Origin of the sequence: Campylobacter rectus, from assembly GCF_004803795.1 — a bacterium.
In the GTDB taxonomy this organism is placed as follows: Bacteria; Campylobacterota; Campylobacteria; order Campylobacterales; family Campylobacteraceae; genus Campylobacter_A; species Campylobacter_A rectus.
The window spans coordinates 203,236-218,700 of the sequence record NZ_CP012543.1 but is presented as its reverse complement, the minus strand read 5'-3'; the positions used below and the strand labels follow the sequence as shown (position 1 = coordinate 218,700).

Annotated in this window: 10 protein-coding genes; 3 read left to right on the top strand and 7 right to left on the bottom strand. The window is 49.5% G+C overall.

Annotation, left to right across the window (positions count from 1 at the left end; genetic code table 11):
- The 3 genes from CRECT_RS01115 (at nt 1) to CRECT_RS01105 (ending at nt 3,362) form a co-directional block, all read left to right on the top strand.
- Nucleotides 1-1,275 (top strand): citrate synthase, encoded by a 1,275-nt coding sequence (locus tag CRECT_RS01115; RefSeq protein ID WP_039888516.1) that lies wholly within the window; start codon nt 1-3, stop codon nt 1,273-1,275.
- Between the two features lie 387 nt (nt 1,276-1,662).
- Nucleotides 1,663-2,535, top strand: a complete 873-nt coding sequence (locus tag CRECT_RS01110) for a 3'(2'),5'-bisphosphate nucleotidase CysQ family protein (RefSeq protein WP_039888241.1) — start codon at nt 1,663-1,665, stop codon at nt 2,533-2,535.
- 281 nt (nt 2,536-2,816) lie between these two features.
- Nucleotides 2,817-3,362 (top strand): hypothetical protein, encoded by a 546-nt coding sequence (locus CRECT_RS01105; protein WP_004319713.1) that lies wholly within the window; start codon nt 2,817-2,819, stop codon nt 3,360-3,362.
- A 159-nt stretch (nt 3,363-3,521) separates the two neighbouring features.
- On the opposite strand, the gene tsaD is transcribed toward CRECT_RS01105, so the two are convergent.
- The 7 genes from tsaD to CRECT_RS01070 all read right to left on the bottom strand — a co-directional run bounded on the left by tsaD (nt 3,522) and on the right by CRECT_RS01070 (nt 15,149).
- On the bottom strand, nt 3,522-4,520 hold the full coding sequence (tsaD, locus tag CRECT_RS01100; RefSeq protein WP_039888248.1) for a tRNA (adenosine(37)-N6)-threonylcarbamoyltransferase complex transferase subunit TsaD: 999 nt from the start codon (nt 4,518-4,520) through the stop codon (nt 3,522-3,524).
- A 695-nt stretch (nt 4,521-5,215) separates the two neighbouring features.
- Nucleotides 5,216-6,547, bottom strand: a complete 1,332-nt coding sequence (gene creD, locus CRECT_RS01095; protein ID WP_004319781.1) for a cell envelope integrity protein CreD — start codon at nt 6,545-6,547, stop codon at nt 5,216-5,218.
- A 1,089-nt stretch (nt 6,548-7,636) separates the two neighbouring features.
- On the bottom strand, nt 7,637-9,085 hold the full coding sequence (locus CRECT_RS01090; RefSeq protein ID WP_004319798.1) for a DKNYY domain-containing protein: 1,449 nt from the start codon (nt 9,083-9,085) through the stop codon (nt 7,637-7,639).
- A gap of 417 nt (nt 9,086-9,502) precedes the next feature.
- On the bottom strand, nt 9,503-10,738 hold the full coding sequence (locus CRECT_RS01085; protein ID WP_004319690.1) for a uracil-xanthine permease family protein: 1,236 nt from the start codon (nt 10,736-10,738) through the stop codon (nt 9,503-9,505).
- A gap of 1,319 nt (nt 10,739-12,057) precedes the next feature.
- Nucleotides 12,058-13,170, bottom strand: coding sequence for a 1-deoxy-D-xylulose-5-phosphate reductoisomerase (gene dxr, locus CRECT_RS01080; protein ID WP_039888239.1), 1,113 nt, complete (start codon nt 13,168-13,170; stop codon nt 12,058-12,060).
- The gene (locus CRECT_RS01075) at nt 13,164-13,895 is read right to left on the bottom strand and encodes a phosphatidate cytidylyltransferase (protein ID WP_004319748.1); all 732 of its coding nucleotides are present in this window, start codon (nt 13,893-13,895) and stop codon (nt 13,164-13,166) included. The genes dxr and CRECT_RS01075 overlap by 7 nt, the downstream gene beginning before the upstream one ends.
- Nucleotides 13,896-14,864: 969 nt before the next feature.
- Nucleotides 14,865-15,149 carry a hypothetical protein gene (locus CRECT_RS01070; RefSeq protein WP_004319752.1) on the bottom strand — a complete coding sequence of 95 codons (285 nt, stop codon included), beginning with the start codon at nt 15,147-15,149 and terminating at the stop codon, nt 14,865-14,867.
- Nucleotides 15,150-15,465 lie beyond the last annotated feature (316 nt).

Genomic DNA, 15,465 nt, shown 5'->3' with positions numbered 1-15,465 from the left:
ATGAGCGATACGGTTACGCTAACCGACAACAGAAACGGCAAAAGCTACGACTTCCCGATACTTCGCGGCACGATGGGGCCCGACGTCATCGATATCTCGACCTTTTTTAGCGATACGGGGATGTTTACGTTTGACCGCGGCTACACCTCGACGGCGATGTGCAAGAGCACGATAACCTACATAGACGGACTAAAAGGCGAGCTGATGTACCGCGGCTACGACATCGCCTACCTCGCAGAAAACAAGACATTTATCGACGTGGCGTATCTGCTGCTAAACAGAGAGCTACCAAACGAACAGCAATACGATGCCTTTAAACTCGAGCTTAAAAAGCGCAGCTTCATCCACGAGGGTATGATGAAGCTCTTTGACGCATTTCCGGACAAGGCGCACCCGATGGCGATCCTGCAGGCGGCGGTCTCGGCACTCTCGGCATTTTACTCCGATCACCTAAATATGGACAAGCCCGAGGAGTATCACGAAATGGCGATGCGAATAATCGCCAAGATCCCGACCATAGCGGCGTTTTCTTATAGATTTTCGCGCGGACTGCCGATCATTTATCCAAATTTGGACCGCGGCTTTACGGAAAATTTCCTCTATATGATGAGGAGCTACCCGTATGAGCACGTAAATTTGCGCCCGATCGAGGTCAAGGCGCTTGATACGGTCTTTATGCTGCACGCCGACCACGAGCAAAACGCCTCTACGACGACCGTGCGCACGGTAGGCTCGACGCACGCGCACCCGTATGCGTGTATCGCCGCGGGTATCGGAGCGCTTTGGGGCTGGGCTCACGGCGGTGCCAACGAAGGCGTCATCCGCCAGCTAGAGCAGATCGGCTCAGTCGAAAACGTCGATAAATACATCGCCCGCGCCAAAGATAAAAACGATCCGTTTAGACTGCTGGGATTTGGCCACCGCGTGTATAAAAACTTCGACCCGCGCGCTAAAGTGCTAAAAAAGATGCGCGACCGCCTGATGAACGAGATCGGCATCAACTCCAAGCTCATCGAGATCGCCAACCGTATCGAGGAGATCGCGCTAAACGACGAGTATTTCGTCTCACGCAACCTCTACCCGAACGTCGATTTTCACTCCGGGCTCATCCTGAAGGCGCTAGGAATTCCAAACGATATGTTCGCGGTTATTTTCGTCATCGGCAGGATACCGGGCTGGATCAGCCAGTGGATAGAGCTAAAAGAGCAGGAGAGTATAAAGATCGTGAGGCCGAGGCAGCTATACGTCGGAGAGACGAACAGAACGCCGAAATAATTTTAAATTTGGCGGCTTGTCTCGCGAGCGTCTTTAACGGAGCTAGCAAAAATTTAGCTCGATAGACTACTTGTCTTATCTTCGCTAAATTTTTACGTCGCTTCTGCTCGCAGTTGCGACCGCAAAGGAAGCAAAGCCCTTAAATCCATCTCGCGATACTTCGCCTTGTCGTTTTTGTGTTAAAATTTGAAGTCAAATTTATAAATTTTAACTCTATCAAAATTTACGAAACTTGCGACGCTTTGCGCGAGCAAAGCAATGTCGCCACTTCTCACGTCGTAGGGGTTGGGGGATTGTTAAGGGGGAAGGGAGCGACTTCGTAATTCAAGCCCCTTCCCCCTTAACAAGAAAATCAAAATATTAAAAATGCAGCAAAAAGAAACAAAAATGCAAAATTTAAACGAATTATTGTGTCTAGCCAAGCTTGCGGCCGTAAAAGCAGGCGACGAGATAATGAAATTTTACGCCCACAAGGGCTTTGACGACGAGATTTTAGCAGCTCGTTCGACTTTACCAGAAAGTGCACGCAGCCAAAACTGCCGGGATTTCGAGGTAAATTTAAAAACCGATCATTCGCCAGTAACCTCGGCCGATCTCGCGGCAAACGCTGCGATATTTGAAACGCTAAAAAGCTCACAGATCCAAATTTGCTCGGAGGAAAAGATTTTGGGCGAGTCCGCGCGGATGTTTTGGCTCATCGATCCGCTAGACGGCACGAAGGATTTTATCGAGGGTAGCGGCGAGTTTTGCGTCTGCATCGCGCTCATAGAGGACGGACGCCCGGTTCTTGGCGTTATTTACGTGCCCGTTACCGGCGAAATTTATAGCGCGGCAAAAGGCGAACGAACGCAAAAAGAGCTTTATAAAAACGGCGCGTTTATCCCGCAAATTTTAGCCGCAAGAGAGTATGCGCCGCAAACGATAATCAGCGGCAAACGCGGCAAAAACGTAACGGCCGGCAAGCTCGCGACCGCCCTAAACTTTGACATCGCGCGGCTAAGCTCGGCGATCAAATACTGCCGCATCGCCGAAAATCTCGCGGGCGCCTATATGCGCTACTCGCCAAGCTCTATCTGGGACAATGCCGCTGGCGAGATGATCGCTGCGGGCACGGGCGCAAAGATGATCGATCTAGCGACGCTTAAAGCCCCGATCTACGACGAAGCCTCGCTAAAAAATAACAAATTTATCGTCATCGCAAAGGATTTTCTAGCCCGCGAGGTTGAAATTTTACGAGCGATAAGAGAGCTAAATTTATAAATAAAAAAGAGCAAATCGTCACCCGAAAATACTCTTATTTTAGGCGTCGTCTTGCAAATTTGGACGGCTCGTTCAAATAAAATTTGACGATAAAAATATCAGCAAATTTAAAATGAACTGCAAGATAAATTCAATATTTCTACGCTCAGCACGCAAAGATCAAGAGTAACGCTAAATTTATGGCCCCCCATTAGATGAGAGTCGATAAATTCACTCAAAATTTAGATAAAATAACAGTCAAATTTTCAAGCCTTAAATCGCCAAACGTTTAAAGGAAATCATTGTTAAAGATCATAAAATCAGCCCTTAGCATCATTTTTCAGGCCAGAATTTTATTTGTCCTTTTTTACTTTTGCGCTTTTGTTACATGTGCGCCTATAGCGTTGATTTTGGGCGTGGACGAGAGCCGGATAACGCTATCTGCCATATTTCATCCGCTTACGATATTATCGTGCGCGATGCTAGCTATCTACATTGGCTTTAAGGTCTCTTTATATAAAAATCACGGAACGGACGGCAAAACGGATGCCGTATTTTTTGTCGCTTTGAGTTGGGTGTTTTTTATGCTGTTTTGCTTGGCGGCGCTTCTTGCGGCGGTTTTCTTTATAGATGATGCCAGAGGTATACCGCCGCGAACTTTTTTTATGATGCTTTTAGCTCTAGCGATTTTTGCGGCGTGGCGCACGCTTAAGAGCTCGGAATACAAATTAAGCGTATTTTACGAGCGAAAAGCGGGCACAAAAATAAACATAGACAAAATCTCAATTTATTCGGTTTTGGCGTTTGCGGCGGTTGTCGCGATACTGTTTTTAGTGAAACAATTTTAAGATTCTATAAATTTAGCGCTTTTAGCTCATAGCGCCAAATTTAGATTTACCGTGTCTTATACCCCATCGCTCGCTCGCAACAGGACCACAAAAAGCTAAATTTGACGATACAAGTCGCCGCATTTGAGCCAAAAAACAAATTTCAGCCAAATACCGAATCTAAATCCTCGTTAGCTCGCTTCTAGGACTTGCCTGCAGATCAAGCCCCGCAAACTCGCTGCGCAGGTATTTTTCGCGTCCCGCGCGAGCGATCATCACGGCATTATCGGAGCAAAACTCCAGCGGCGCACAGATGAGCTCGCAGCCGTGCTTCTCGCACAGAGCCTGCAAGCGGGAGCGCAGATTTAGATTCGCGCTTGCTCCGCCCACGACGCCGAAACGCTCAAATTTACGCTGGGCAAATATCTTTTCTAGCTTGTTTAAGATATGCTTACAGGCGGTATTTTCAAAGGCGAAGCAGATATCCGCGATCTCCTGAGCGCCGAGATTTGCGCTTGCGGCGAGCTTTTCGGTTTCGACGCGGACCTGATTTTTTAGCCCCGAAAAGCTATACGCCGTGCGTGCGTCGCCAAGTAGCGGCACGGTAAATTTAAACTTCTCGCGCCCACTCTGTGCCGCCTTTTCGACCGCTACGCCGCCCGGATACCCAAGCCCCAGCATCTTTGCGACCTTATCAAAGCTCTCGCCGAAGCTATCGTCCATCGTGGCAGCCAGCACGCCGACAGCCCCGTCCGCGCCGATATCTAGCACCATCGTGTGCCCGCCGCTAACCAGCAGCACGCCCGCAGGCAGCCGCGCCTCCTGCGACAAAAATAGCGAATACACGTGCCCCGCGAGATGATTTACGGCAATTAGCGGCACGCGCAGCGACGAGGCGAGCGCCTTTGCCATCGCGACGCCGCCCACTAGGCTCACGGAGAGCCCGGGCTCATTCGTGACGGCGACGGCTTTTACGCGGGGCAGTTCTGCTTTGATCTGCTCTAAAATTTTAGGCAGCGCGGCGGTGTGAAGCCTGGCGGCAAGCTCCGGTACCACCCCGCCAAATGCGCAGTGCTCGGCATCTTGCGAGATTTTTTTGTGAAATTTTAGCTCAAGCGTTTCTATATCGAGCAGCGCTACCGAGCTGTCGTCGCAGCTGCTTTCTATGCCCAAAATCAGCCCGCCAGCGCCGCTATTTTGTAAATTTTCGCTCATTTTGTAAATTTTCCTTTTTTAGCGCATTTTACCGCTTTTTGCTTTCGCGGTTATAAATTCGGCCGGCTTCCTAGCAAAGGCGGCAAAATACGCGCGCAAATCGCTTGCCGTAAATTTGCAACGGACCTGATTTTGAATAAATTTGAATCCAAATTTGACGCACCGAGACCCGTATCTTGACGGTGCCAAATTTGGTTTGGTTAAATTTAGCGTTATAAATTAGGATTTTTGCACGAATCAATCTTTCTTGTTAAGGGGGAAGGGGCTTAAATTACGCTCTGCTAGCAGTTGCGAAGCGTAGCTGAAGCAAAAGAGCTGCCTTTTTCTTTTCTTTGGGAGAGGAAGGGGTTTCTACTTACGAAGCGTCGCCCCTTCCTCTCCCAAGCCCTCTCTAACCCCACTGCACGTTCAAGGGGTGCGAATGCGCTGTCGCGTCGCACGTTTTTTAGTTTAACATTTTTGCGGTGCGGGTCTCGGTGACTCAAATTTGAAAATTTAATCAAATTTGACTTCGAATTTGAGCGTAAAACGATAAGGCGAAGTATCGTGAGATGATTTTTGGGGTTTTGAAGTTAAAATTTGACGAAGATAAGGCATATAGCCTATCGAGTCAAATTTTAACGAAATCCGCAAAAAGCGCTCGCGAGACAAGCCGCAAATTATTTAAAATTTAGCCCGTTTTCGTACCAATCTATCTTCCTGGTTAGATACATCACCAGAGCTATCACCGCAAATATCATCACGCTGCCCATCAAAAGCGCGTAGTCCTCGGACTGCAAGATACCGTAGAGCAAGCAGTAGCTAACCGCGTGTACGAGCGCGATAAATACGCCCCATTTGTGCGCCCGAAAGATTGCCGAGCCGTAGAAAAGTATCGTCGCGCACACGGCTGCGGCCGCGATGAGGTAGCTGGCTAGGAAGCTGATATGTTCGGAAAACGAGAGTACGAGCAGGTAAAACAGCACGTCGGCGGCCCCGATGAGTAGATACTGGATCGGGTGGATGCGGACGCGGCTGTAAATTTCGCACAAAAATATCGCCAAAAACGGCACCGCTAGAAACAAGATCGCGTATGTCACGCAGCGCGCGATGAGCGAGTAGTTGTTTATGGGGCTGATGAAGCTAGCCTCGACGCCCTCGAACCTCATCTCGCGTCCGCTGTCTATGATCCACGCCTGCGGGACGCTGGTGCTAAGGCCCGAGATCTCCCACTGCGCGTTAAAGCCGCTGCTCGTAACTTCGCGCGATTTAGGCAGCCAGCCGCCGCTAAAAGACGGCGAGCTCCACGAGGATTTTACGTCAAATTTATTATCCTGCCCCACAGGAACGAAGCTCGCGCTCTGCCCGCCTTGCATAGATAGCGCGCCCGCTAGCTCAAAGCCGCCGTTTGCTAAATTTGCGGGTAGCTTGTAGTGGACGCTTTGGGCAAAGGGCGAGTATTTAGGCGGCGCAAAAGACTGCGCGAGATCCTGTCCGTTCGCTTTTAGCGCGGGAAATGCGGTAAAGGTCTTTTTGCTGCCTACGCCCAAAATCAGCGTCGCCTCGCCTAGCAAAACGTCGCTTTCCTCGATATTTAGCTGCTCGAAATTTAGCGGCGCAAATTTCGCCCTCAGCGCGACTTCGCCGTTAAAAACGGGCACGCTAAATATACCGCGCTTTAGATACTGCGGATCTAGCCGGGTCGATAGCTCATAAGACTGCGGCGCTATCATGATCTGCTCGGTTGTCTGCGATACCGCCGCTACGCCGTTTTCGTTGTAGATCGCCGCTTGCTTTTTATACGGAACCGAGATCAAAACGCCCTCGATCCTAAGCGTACCGCCGACGGGTTGCATGATGGACTCCTCGGCGGTGCGCTTGACGTAGGCGCGATCAGAGACCATCGAGCTGATGAAACCTAGCGGGATAAGCAGCAGCAAAAGCAGGACGAAAATAATGACGGGCTTCGTCCAAAATCCGCCCCTCACGCTGTTTATGATTTTGTTTTCCATCGGATTTCCTTTTGATTTTTTTCACTGCAATTTTAACTAGAAATCGTAATAAATCGGTAAAAAAGGCCGTAAATTTAGAATAATTTTAAAAATTTGCGCGGCGAGGCGGGCAAATTTGGCGGATGGGGCGATTGCCCTTGATTACGAATTTAAACGGCGAGAAGTTTTAGCGCTAAATTTAGGCAAGAGCGGTAAAACCGAAACAAATTTTACCGCAATACGAGTCGAATTCGCTCCACTGTTACTAAAATTTACGATGCCCGCAAAAATGTCAAATTTAAATAAAATTTGCGCGTTTTAGCGTATAAATGCGGTAAATCCTAAACCGCGCCGCTCCCAAACAAACAATCAAAACAAAAGGCATAATTACGACATTTGAAATCAAGATAGCCGATAGTATGAATTTTGCAGGATTTTCTCGGCACCCGTGCGAAAATAATAAAAAAGCGCAGGAAAGACGAGCGAGGCGATACTTAGCGGCACTCTGCGCCTCCTAAAGCGCTTACCTTCGTATCGCTCGCGAGCCGTGTCGCAGGGGGAAATTTGATCAAAACAAATATAGCCGCCGCAAAAAGCAAATGCAGTAAAAATATCTCATACCTCTTAGCGCGTTAAACCTAAGTCCGATATAGCAAAATACAAGCAAAAACGGATGAGCGTAAATATCGGTCGCAACATACGCGCAAACCCCGATATATACGCAAGCCAGAGGCAAAATATATCTGAGCTTTTAAATTTCGTTATTTTTCTTTATATGCTTTCGCGAAAAATCACGTATCGCACGAGCCGCATAATGCGCAAAAAACTACAACTACGAAGCCGATCGTTTCAAACGGCGCAAATTAATTTACTCGCGCCGATTTGCATTTTCAAAGCTAAGCGCCTAAATCTCGCGCTCGAATTTGCAATCGCAGCGCCCATAAATTTGCCGCATTGCCATGCTAACAACCGCAACACTATCTTAAATTTACTGCTCCGCCGTGCCGTCTCTCTCTTAAAATTTACCTTCTGTAGCCAAGGGTGCGCTGGATAACGTGATATCGGTATTTTTGTCTCGCTCTAAATTTACCTTCCGTAGCGCCGCTAAATTTAACCGCGTCGCAAGCTACGCTTTTTAAGATAGCTATAAACCCAAGCTCCGAGCAACAAAACCGCCGCGAGGCAATACATATAAAAGGCCGCGCCGTTTTCATACTCCACGTCCTGCGCGGTAAAGATGGGCTGCGACATCTCTGGGTTTCGCGCCGCCTCGTCCGCGATCTGCGCCATCACCTCATCATCATGCACGTCAAGCGTGATCTTTCGCAGCTCGATGACATTCGTCCGCTTATCCAGATGCCTGCCGCTGCGACCCGTGACGTAAACGCTATGCGAGTAAAAATTTAGATAATAAAATCCCGCATCGTCCTTAAAAAGCCTTTCCGAGATCTGCCGCACGGCGCCTTTAAACGGATTATCGCCCGCCCTTTTTAGCGCGCTTAGCCGGCTGCCGTCTGCGCCAAATTTATAATACACGTACCAAAACGCGTCTTTGAGCCAGCCCTCGGCGCCGCTACCGCGCGGTCGATTTAAAATTTTATCCTTGCTTAGATAAAATATGCCGTTTTTGCTCGCAAACAGCATGTATTCTTGATGTCCGCTCTGAAAATTTAGCGGCGTATATGGCTCGTTTGCGTGATCAAATCTCTCGCCGTTCATCAGCACCGCGCCCGCCTTCGGATCGTAAAGAAACTCTATGCCGGCGTTTGACTCCACGAGATACATCCGCTCGCTAGGCGTGAAATTTAGCCTCTCGCCGTCCGCATAAACGCTGCGTCCGTCGCTTAGCCACCGATCGACCGGGCGAAAGTGCGCGGGCGAATCAGAGCCGTCTTCGTATACCGTTTTTAGCCTTATCTGCTTTAAATTTTTTACGTCGGCACCCGCTAAAATTTTACCCTCGTAAAATACCCGCTCGCCGTCCGTGGCGACGTAAGGGCTCTCCGTCAGCGGCGAGATAGGCGCGCTAGTATCAAGTCTCGCGTAGGGGTAGTTGTACTCCTGCGGCCATTTGGAGAGCCCAAACGCATGGAAAAATACTTTGTAAATGTAGCTTATCGCGCCGCCCGTGCGCTGCGTGACGTCCGAGCAGAAGTAGCTAACGCGTCCGTCGCTGTAGTAGCGAGAGCCGATCTTTTGCGTGCGCGCTGGATCCAGCCCCAACATCTTGCGAGCGCCGCAAAATACGCTACTAGTGTCCATGCCGACGTTTGTGTAGGAGTATCTGCCGGTATCAAGCGCGCGAAAGCTCGCCGCGTCCGCGCCGCCCTCTAGCTCGTAAGGAGCGAGGTTCCAAGAGCGTAGATAAATTTTGCCGCCGATGTTGTAGTAATCACTGCGGCCGATCCTTTGCGCGTCCGCAGGCAGCTCGCGCGAGCGGTCATATACCGATAGCTCATAGATAAAAACGAGTGAGACGAAGAGCGGCACGAAAAGTACCGCAAAGAGCAGCTTTAGCGCCTTTTTATCAAACCTGCTTAAATTATCTGCCTTTTTCATAAGGCAATTATATATCTTGCTAGTTTAAAACGTTAGAAATTTGGAAGCGTTTGCGGGGGAAATTTTAAAATTTAGGCTGAGTTTTGACAAGGCTATACGAACGTTAAATTTAGATATTTCGCGGTCAAATTTACACCAAAATACGGAGCAAATTTAACCAAAAATCACACATATCCGCGCAGGAAAATTTAAGCAAGGCGAGCGAAAAACTCGCCCGAATTCGACGCCGAAAAGCCGCAGGTAAATTTGCCAAACTTCATCAAATTGACGGCAAAGTCTAGGCTCAATTTACCCGCACCTGCGCGAAACGACGCAAGCTCCGCGCAAATTTAACCTCGCTTTCACTCAAATTAAATCAAAACAAAATTCCCCGAAAATGCCCAGCCTTAGCTCGCCCTGTTTCTGCGCGAATTTAACTTAGTACCCCTCAAAATGCTTGGTCTTCGGTAGCACCAAATTTAGCGTGATGCCGATGAGCGCGCCAAGTCCCACGCCGCTAAAGCTCATCGCGCCAAAATCCAGCACCATGCCGCCAATCGCACACACAAAGATAAGCGCGACGATGATCATATTGCGCGGCTCGGCCAGATCCACGCCGTTTTTGATCAGGGTCTCCATACCCACGCTAGCGATGATACCGAAAAGCAGCAGCATAATGCCGCCGATGACGGGAGCGGGGATCGTGGAGAGCGCGGCACCGAGCTTGCCCACGAAAGCTAGCAGTATCGCCGCAAGCGCAGCAAAGGTCATAATGGCGGGATTATAAGCCTTCGTGATGCTAACCGCACCCGTGACCTCGGAGTAAGTGGTGTTCGGCGGTCCGCCGAAACAGCCCGCCAGCGATGTCGCAAGCCCATCGCCTAGCAGAGTGTTTTTAAGCCCCGGATTTTTTAGGAAATTTTCCTTCGTGACGTTGCTGATCGCAAGCATATCGCCGATATGCTCGATCGCGGGCGCGATGGCGATAGGCACCATGTAGATCACCGCTTCAAGCTTAAAAACCGGCGCGGTAAAGCTTGGCAGCGCAAACCACGGCGCGGACAAAATCGGCGTAAAATCCACGATCCCGACAAACAGCGACACGCAGTATCCGGCCGCGATGCCGCAAAGTATCGGCACGAGGCGCAGCATGCCTCGCCCGAACATCATAACGACGATGACCGTCGCAAGCGATACGAGCGCGATAGAAAGCGATTGCGCCTGCGTATAGGGCACCCCCTTGCCCATGACCATATTTACGGCCGCGGGCGAGAGGATGAGGCCGATCGTCATAATGACGGGTCCGACGACTACGGGCGGTAAAATTTTATGCAAAAACCCCTCGCCCCTAAGCCTAACGAGCAAGCTCAGAGCCACGTAAAACAGCCCTGCCGCGATCACTCCGCCCATTGTCGCGGCGATGCCCCACTCTTTGACGCCAAAGCTTAGCGGCGCGATGAACGCGAAGCTACTAGCCAGAAAAATCGGCGGGATATTTTTGCGCGTGACGAGCTGAAACATCAGCGTGCCGACACCTGCCGTAAATAGCGCCACGGACGTGTCAAGCCCCGTCAAAATCGGCACTAGCACGAGCGCGCCAAACGCCACGAATAAAAACTGTACGCCGACGAGAGCGTCGCGTAGCCTGAGATTGTAGCCTTCGTATTTTTCCATATTCTCCTCTTTTTATCTTTGCAGCTTATTTTTTGACTCTTGAAATTTACGGCATTTGTCTTGTTTTGCAGCCAAATTTAAACACAAAGCGATTTTAAAATTCGTGAAATTATAACATATCGGCGACGATTACGGCGACGAAAAAGTGTCGTTTTAAGCAAATTTTTCGAGCAAATTTTAAATTTACTCGCCGAGACCTGCACCCTGAAAATGCTAAATTTGGGTTGGTTAAATTTAGCGTTTTAAATTAGAGTTTTTGCGCAATTTAATCTTTCTGTTAAGGGGGAAGGGGCTTGAATTACGCTCTGCTTTGCAGCTCTCAAAGAGAGTGTGTCTTAACAGTAGCAAACGAAGTGCAGCTAAGCACAAGGCGAGCATAGCGGTCTCTTCTTGCTTGCAAGCTGCTTTGGCAGAGCGCAGCGACGGTAGCCAACGCAGTGAAGCGAAGCAAAAGTGCTCCCTTTTATATCTACCTTTCTCTTTTCTTCGGGAGAGGAAGGGGTTCTACTTACGAAGCGTCGCCCCTTCCTCTCCCAAACCCTCTCCAATCCCACTGCACGTGAGAAGTGGCGACATAGCTTTGCTAACGCAAAGCGTCGCGAGTTTTTAGTTAAAATTTGAGTGTAACAAATTTACATTTTCAGGGTGCAGGTCTCGGTGAGTAAAATTTGAAGTCAAAATTTGCAAATTTGATTAAATTTGACTTCAAATTTAAGCGTAAAATGATAAGGCGAAGTATTTTTTCTTTAGACGAGGCGGAAACGACGGAGGCAAGGGAGCGGACTAGTCGTCCGTGACCGAAGCCGACCGAGTTGCTTTCTGCTTGCAGCTGCGAGACAAATCCGGCCTCTTCTTGCTTGCAAGCTGCTTTAACAGAGTGAAGCTAAAGTAGAGCGCCCTTTTCCTTTGCGTCGTGCTATGCACTCACCTTGTGCTTAGCTGCACTTCGTTTGCTACTGTTAAGACACACTCTCTTTGAGAGCTGCTGCAAGCAGACCCTCTCCCGTCTGCTTGCAGCTGCTAGCGCAGCGACGCAGAAACCCCCACCTACCCCACTGCACGTGAGAGGTGGCGACATAGCTTTGCTGACGCAAAGCGTCGCGGGTTTAAATTTGGCATTTTCAGGGTGCGGGTCTCGGCGGGTAAAATTTGAAGCCGGAAGCTATAAATTTAACTTCAAATTTGAACATAAAACGATAAGGCGAAGTATCGCGAGATGATTTTCCGAGTTTTGAAGCAAAATTAAGCGTGCGCTAGGCATCTAGCCTGCGGAGCGAAAATTTTGCGAAATCTCGGAAAAGCACTCGCGAAACAAGCCGCTATTTAAGCGACTTTTCCGCCCACTTCCTTACTTCTAAATCCACTTCAAAGATCCCACTCTCGCTCTCTATCTTCTCGTTTTCAAACCTCTTTGCCGCAGCCAAAACCGTTCGCGAAATGTCCAAAAATCCGCACTCGCCGCGCAAAAATTTATACACCGCGACTTCGTTTGCGGCATTTATCGCAACGCCAAGATCCGGGTTTTGCAAAGCTTGGTCTTTTAGCGAAAAGATAGGATATTTTTTCAAATTTATCTCGCCAAATTTTATATTTTTCAATGTTTTTAGGTCCAAATTCGGCACGATTTGCCTGTTTTTCGCATCGGCCGCGCTCAAATTTAACACCCCGTCCTTACCCAAAACCGCATGCGCGATGGCTAAAATCATATCGGTTTTAGATAGATGCGCCGTAGTCGAGCCGTCAGCAAACTCCACCAGCGCGTGCACCGTGGACGTGCGCTCGATGAGTGCCTCGATATCCCGCACGCCGTAGAGCCAAAAGGCCTCCAGCACCTCAAAAAGCTTGTTCGCCATCGTCGCGCTGTCGATCGTGATTTTTGCGCCCATGCTCCAGTTGGGATGCTTTAGCGCATCTGCGGCGCGGGCGTCTTTTAGGGATTTTAGCGGTGTTTTATAAAAAGCGCCGCCCGAGGCCGTGATGACTAGCCTAGCGACCGGGGTTTTGTTGGCGAGCAAGAATTTTAGCCCGAAATGCTCGCTATCTATCGGATTTATCGAGCCCCTATCTAAAAATTTGCCGCCCACGACGAGGCTTTCTTTGTTGGCAAGCGCTAGCTTTTTGCCCAGCTTTTGCGCCGTCAGGCTCGGAGCCAGTCCCACAAAGCCCACTAGAGAGTTTACGACGCGCTCGCTCTCGCACTCTTTTAGCATATCGCAGATGCCCTGCGCGCCTGCAAAAACGCGCTTGTGTTTTACGAATTTAGCAAATTTGGGCTCGGCGATGCAGACGCATTTAGGCTTAAATTCGGCGATTTGCTCGTTTAAAAGCTCGTAGTTTGACGCGCAGCTCAGCGCTTCGACGCTAAGGCCGAATTTACGGGCTAGATTTAGGGTATTCGTCCCGATCGAGCCCGTCGAGCCCAGCACTACCACGATAGCGTCCAGAGCATCGCGGCAACGCCGAAAAGATAGCCGTCGACGCGGTCAAGCATACCGCCGTGGCCGGGCAGCAGCGTGCCGCTATCTTTGACGCCGGCTCGGCGCTTTAAGTAGCTCTCGAAAAGATCGCCCCAAACGCCGAAAACCGCAACCAAAAACGCCGTGATGAGGCTATGCCAAAAGCTATCGGTCAGCACCCAGCCAAAGCCCGCGCCAAAGACTGTAGCCACGGCGATACCGCCTGCGACGCCTTCCCAGGTTTTGTTCGGCGAAGTCTCGCTAAAGGCGCGTTTGCCGCAAAATTTACCGACGAAAAACGCACCGCTATCGCACGCCACGACCGTTAAAATCAGCCACGCCAAGTAGCCCACGCCATACTGCGAATAAAGCATCCAGATGAGAAAAATCGGCGTCATCGGATACAAAAACGGCAGAGCGGGCGTTAGATTTTCGCTCTTAAAGTGCGCGAGAAAACTAACCACGAGCAAAACCGCTAAAATAGCGATAAACACGGGGTTTGAAAAGGGCGTAAGCAGGTAAAAAATAACCGCTACGAGAGCAAGGGAGCTTTCTTGTAGGCCGTAGAGCTTCCCGGCTTCGCCAAAGGCCGTGTAAAGCACGAAGCCTAAAATGGCGAAATTTAACATATAACTATCGACGAAAAAGATGACCAAAACCGCCGCAAATAGCGCGACGCCGGTGATTATACGCGTTTTCATGATTTTTCCTTTTTTGAGTAAAGATTGTATAAAATTTTCGCTTAAAAGCGCTAAATTCGGCGCAAATTTTAGCCTATTTGCTTGAATCGGACCGGTAAATTTGACCGACCCGTATTAAATTTAGCTTCGATGAACCAAAAGGCAAATTTGACGAGCTTAAAGCGTATTTTTTAAAAGGATGTAAATTTGACGAGCTTGCGCCGTGTTTCGCTCCCGGTAGGCAGGCGATTTAGCAAGCCATTAAAATACGAAAAATCGGCAGCAAATTTGACGACTCGGAGCCGGCTTTGCTTTCGCCGAGCACAAATTTAGCAAACTCGCCAAATCTCGCTCCGATAAAGCAAATTTGATGCATTCGCGCCAAATCTTTTTATGCGGCAGCAAATTTTACGGCTTTGCGCCGAATTTCGCTTTTGACCGAAACGAGCGGTAAATTTGGGATTATTGCGCTAAGTTTTGCTAAACATGGCAGCAAAATCGTGCACGGATTTGATAGACTTGACTAAATTTAACCTTGATGAACCGAGCGAAATTTGACGATTTTGCGCTAAATTTTGCCGAACGCGACGGTAAATTTAGAGCAAATTTAACGGCTTCGCGCCGAATTTTACTTTCGCTCAAAAAAACGGACTAATTTTATAGCGGGTCAAAATTTGCCTCGCGCCCTCGGTCGTAAGCATTACCGACTAGCGCTCGGCGCGTGCGGGTATGCGATCCGCGCATGTCTCTCTTTTTCATTGCGACGACCGCCCTCCGGGTGCTAAATTTCGCTCGGCAAACGGCGTCCTTTTTTGCTTCGCCTTGCATTTTGCGCTCGCAGCCCGGCAAAAGCAGCCGTAACGGCGCCTGAAATTTTCGCGCTTTTTGCCTAAATTTATGCGCTAGCACGGGCTTTGTCGCGAGATATCGGACGCGCTCATCTCGCTTAAATTTATCCGCCTCTTCGCACCCGGATTTACTCGCCTCACCCTACGCAAATTCGCCCGAGCCGCCACGCGCAAAGCCGTCTGCCTCGCTATGCGCAAAATCAAGGACCCTCGACTCGCCCGGCCCTTTTGTGAAATACCCGCGCCAACTGTCCGATCCGCCTGCCGCAAGCTCGAATTTATCCAAATCAAAGCCCGACTTTAAGCGGAATTTGACATTAAAATTTGCATCCGCAAAACCGGCTCGTTCGCGCCCTCTTCGCTTTTTTGCCCGCTTTACCCGCGCGGATGCGGTATCGGCTTCTCGCTGCACCTGCTCATAGGGCAAGCTTTAGCGATGATTTTAAGCTCGCAACCGCTCAAATTTAAGCTGTAAATTTGACCCGAGCGCGCAAAAAAAGAAATTTAACTCATCCTGCTTAAAAATCGCCGCGTAGCCCTTTAAGCGCTTTTGCGCACCCGTCCACGCCTCAAACCCTAAAAAGCGCGTCGCCGTGACTGCATTTTATCGCCGTTCGTGCCGCCTAACGCAGTAAAGTCGCCGTATTTTAGCACGCCTTTTTATGCTTCAAAATGAGCGCAATATCCGCGGCGTTAAATTTATAAATCTCCTGTAAATCCCAAAACTACGAGCGTGAGGCCGC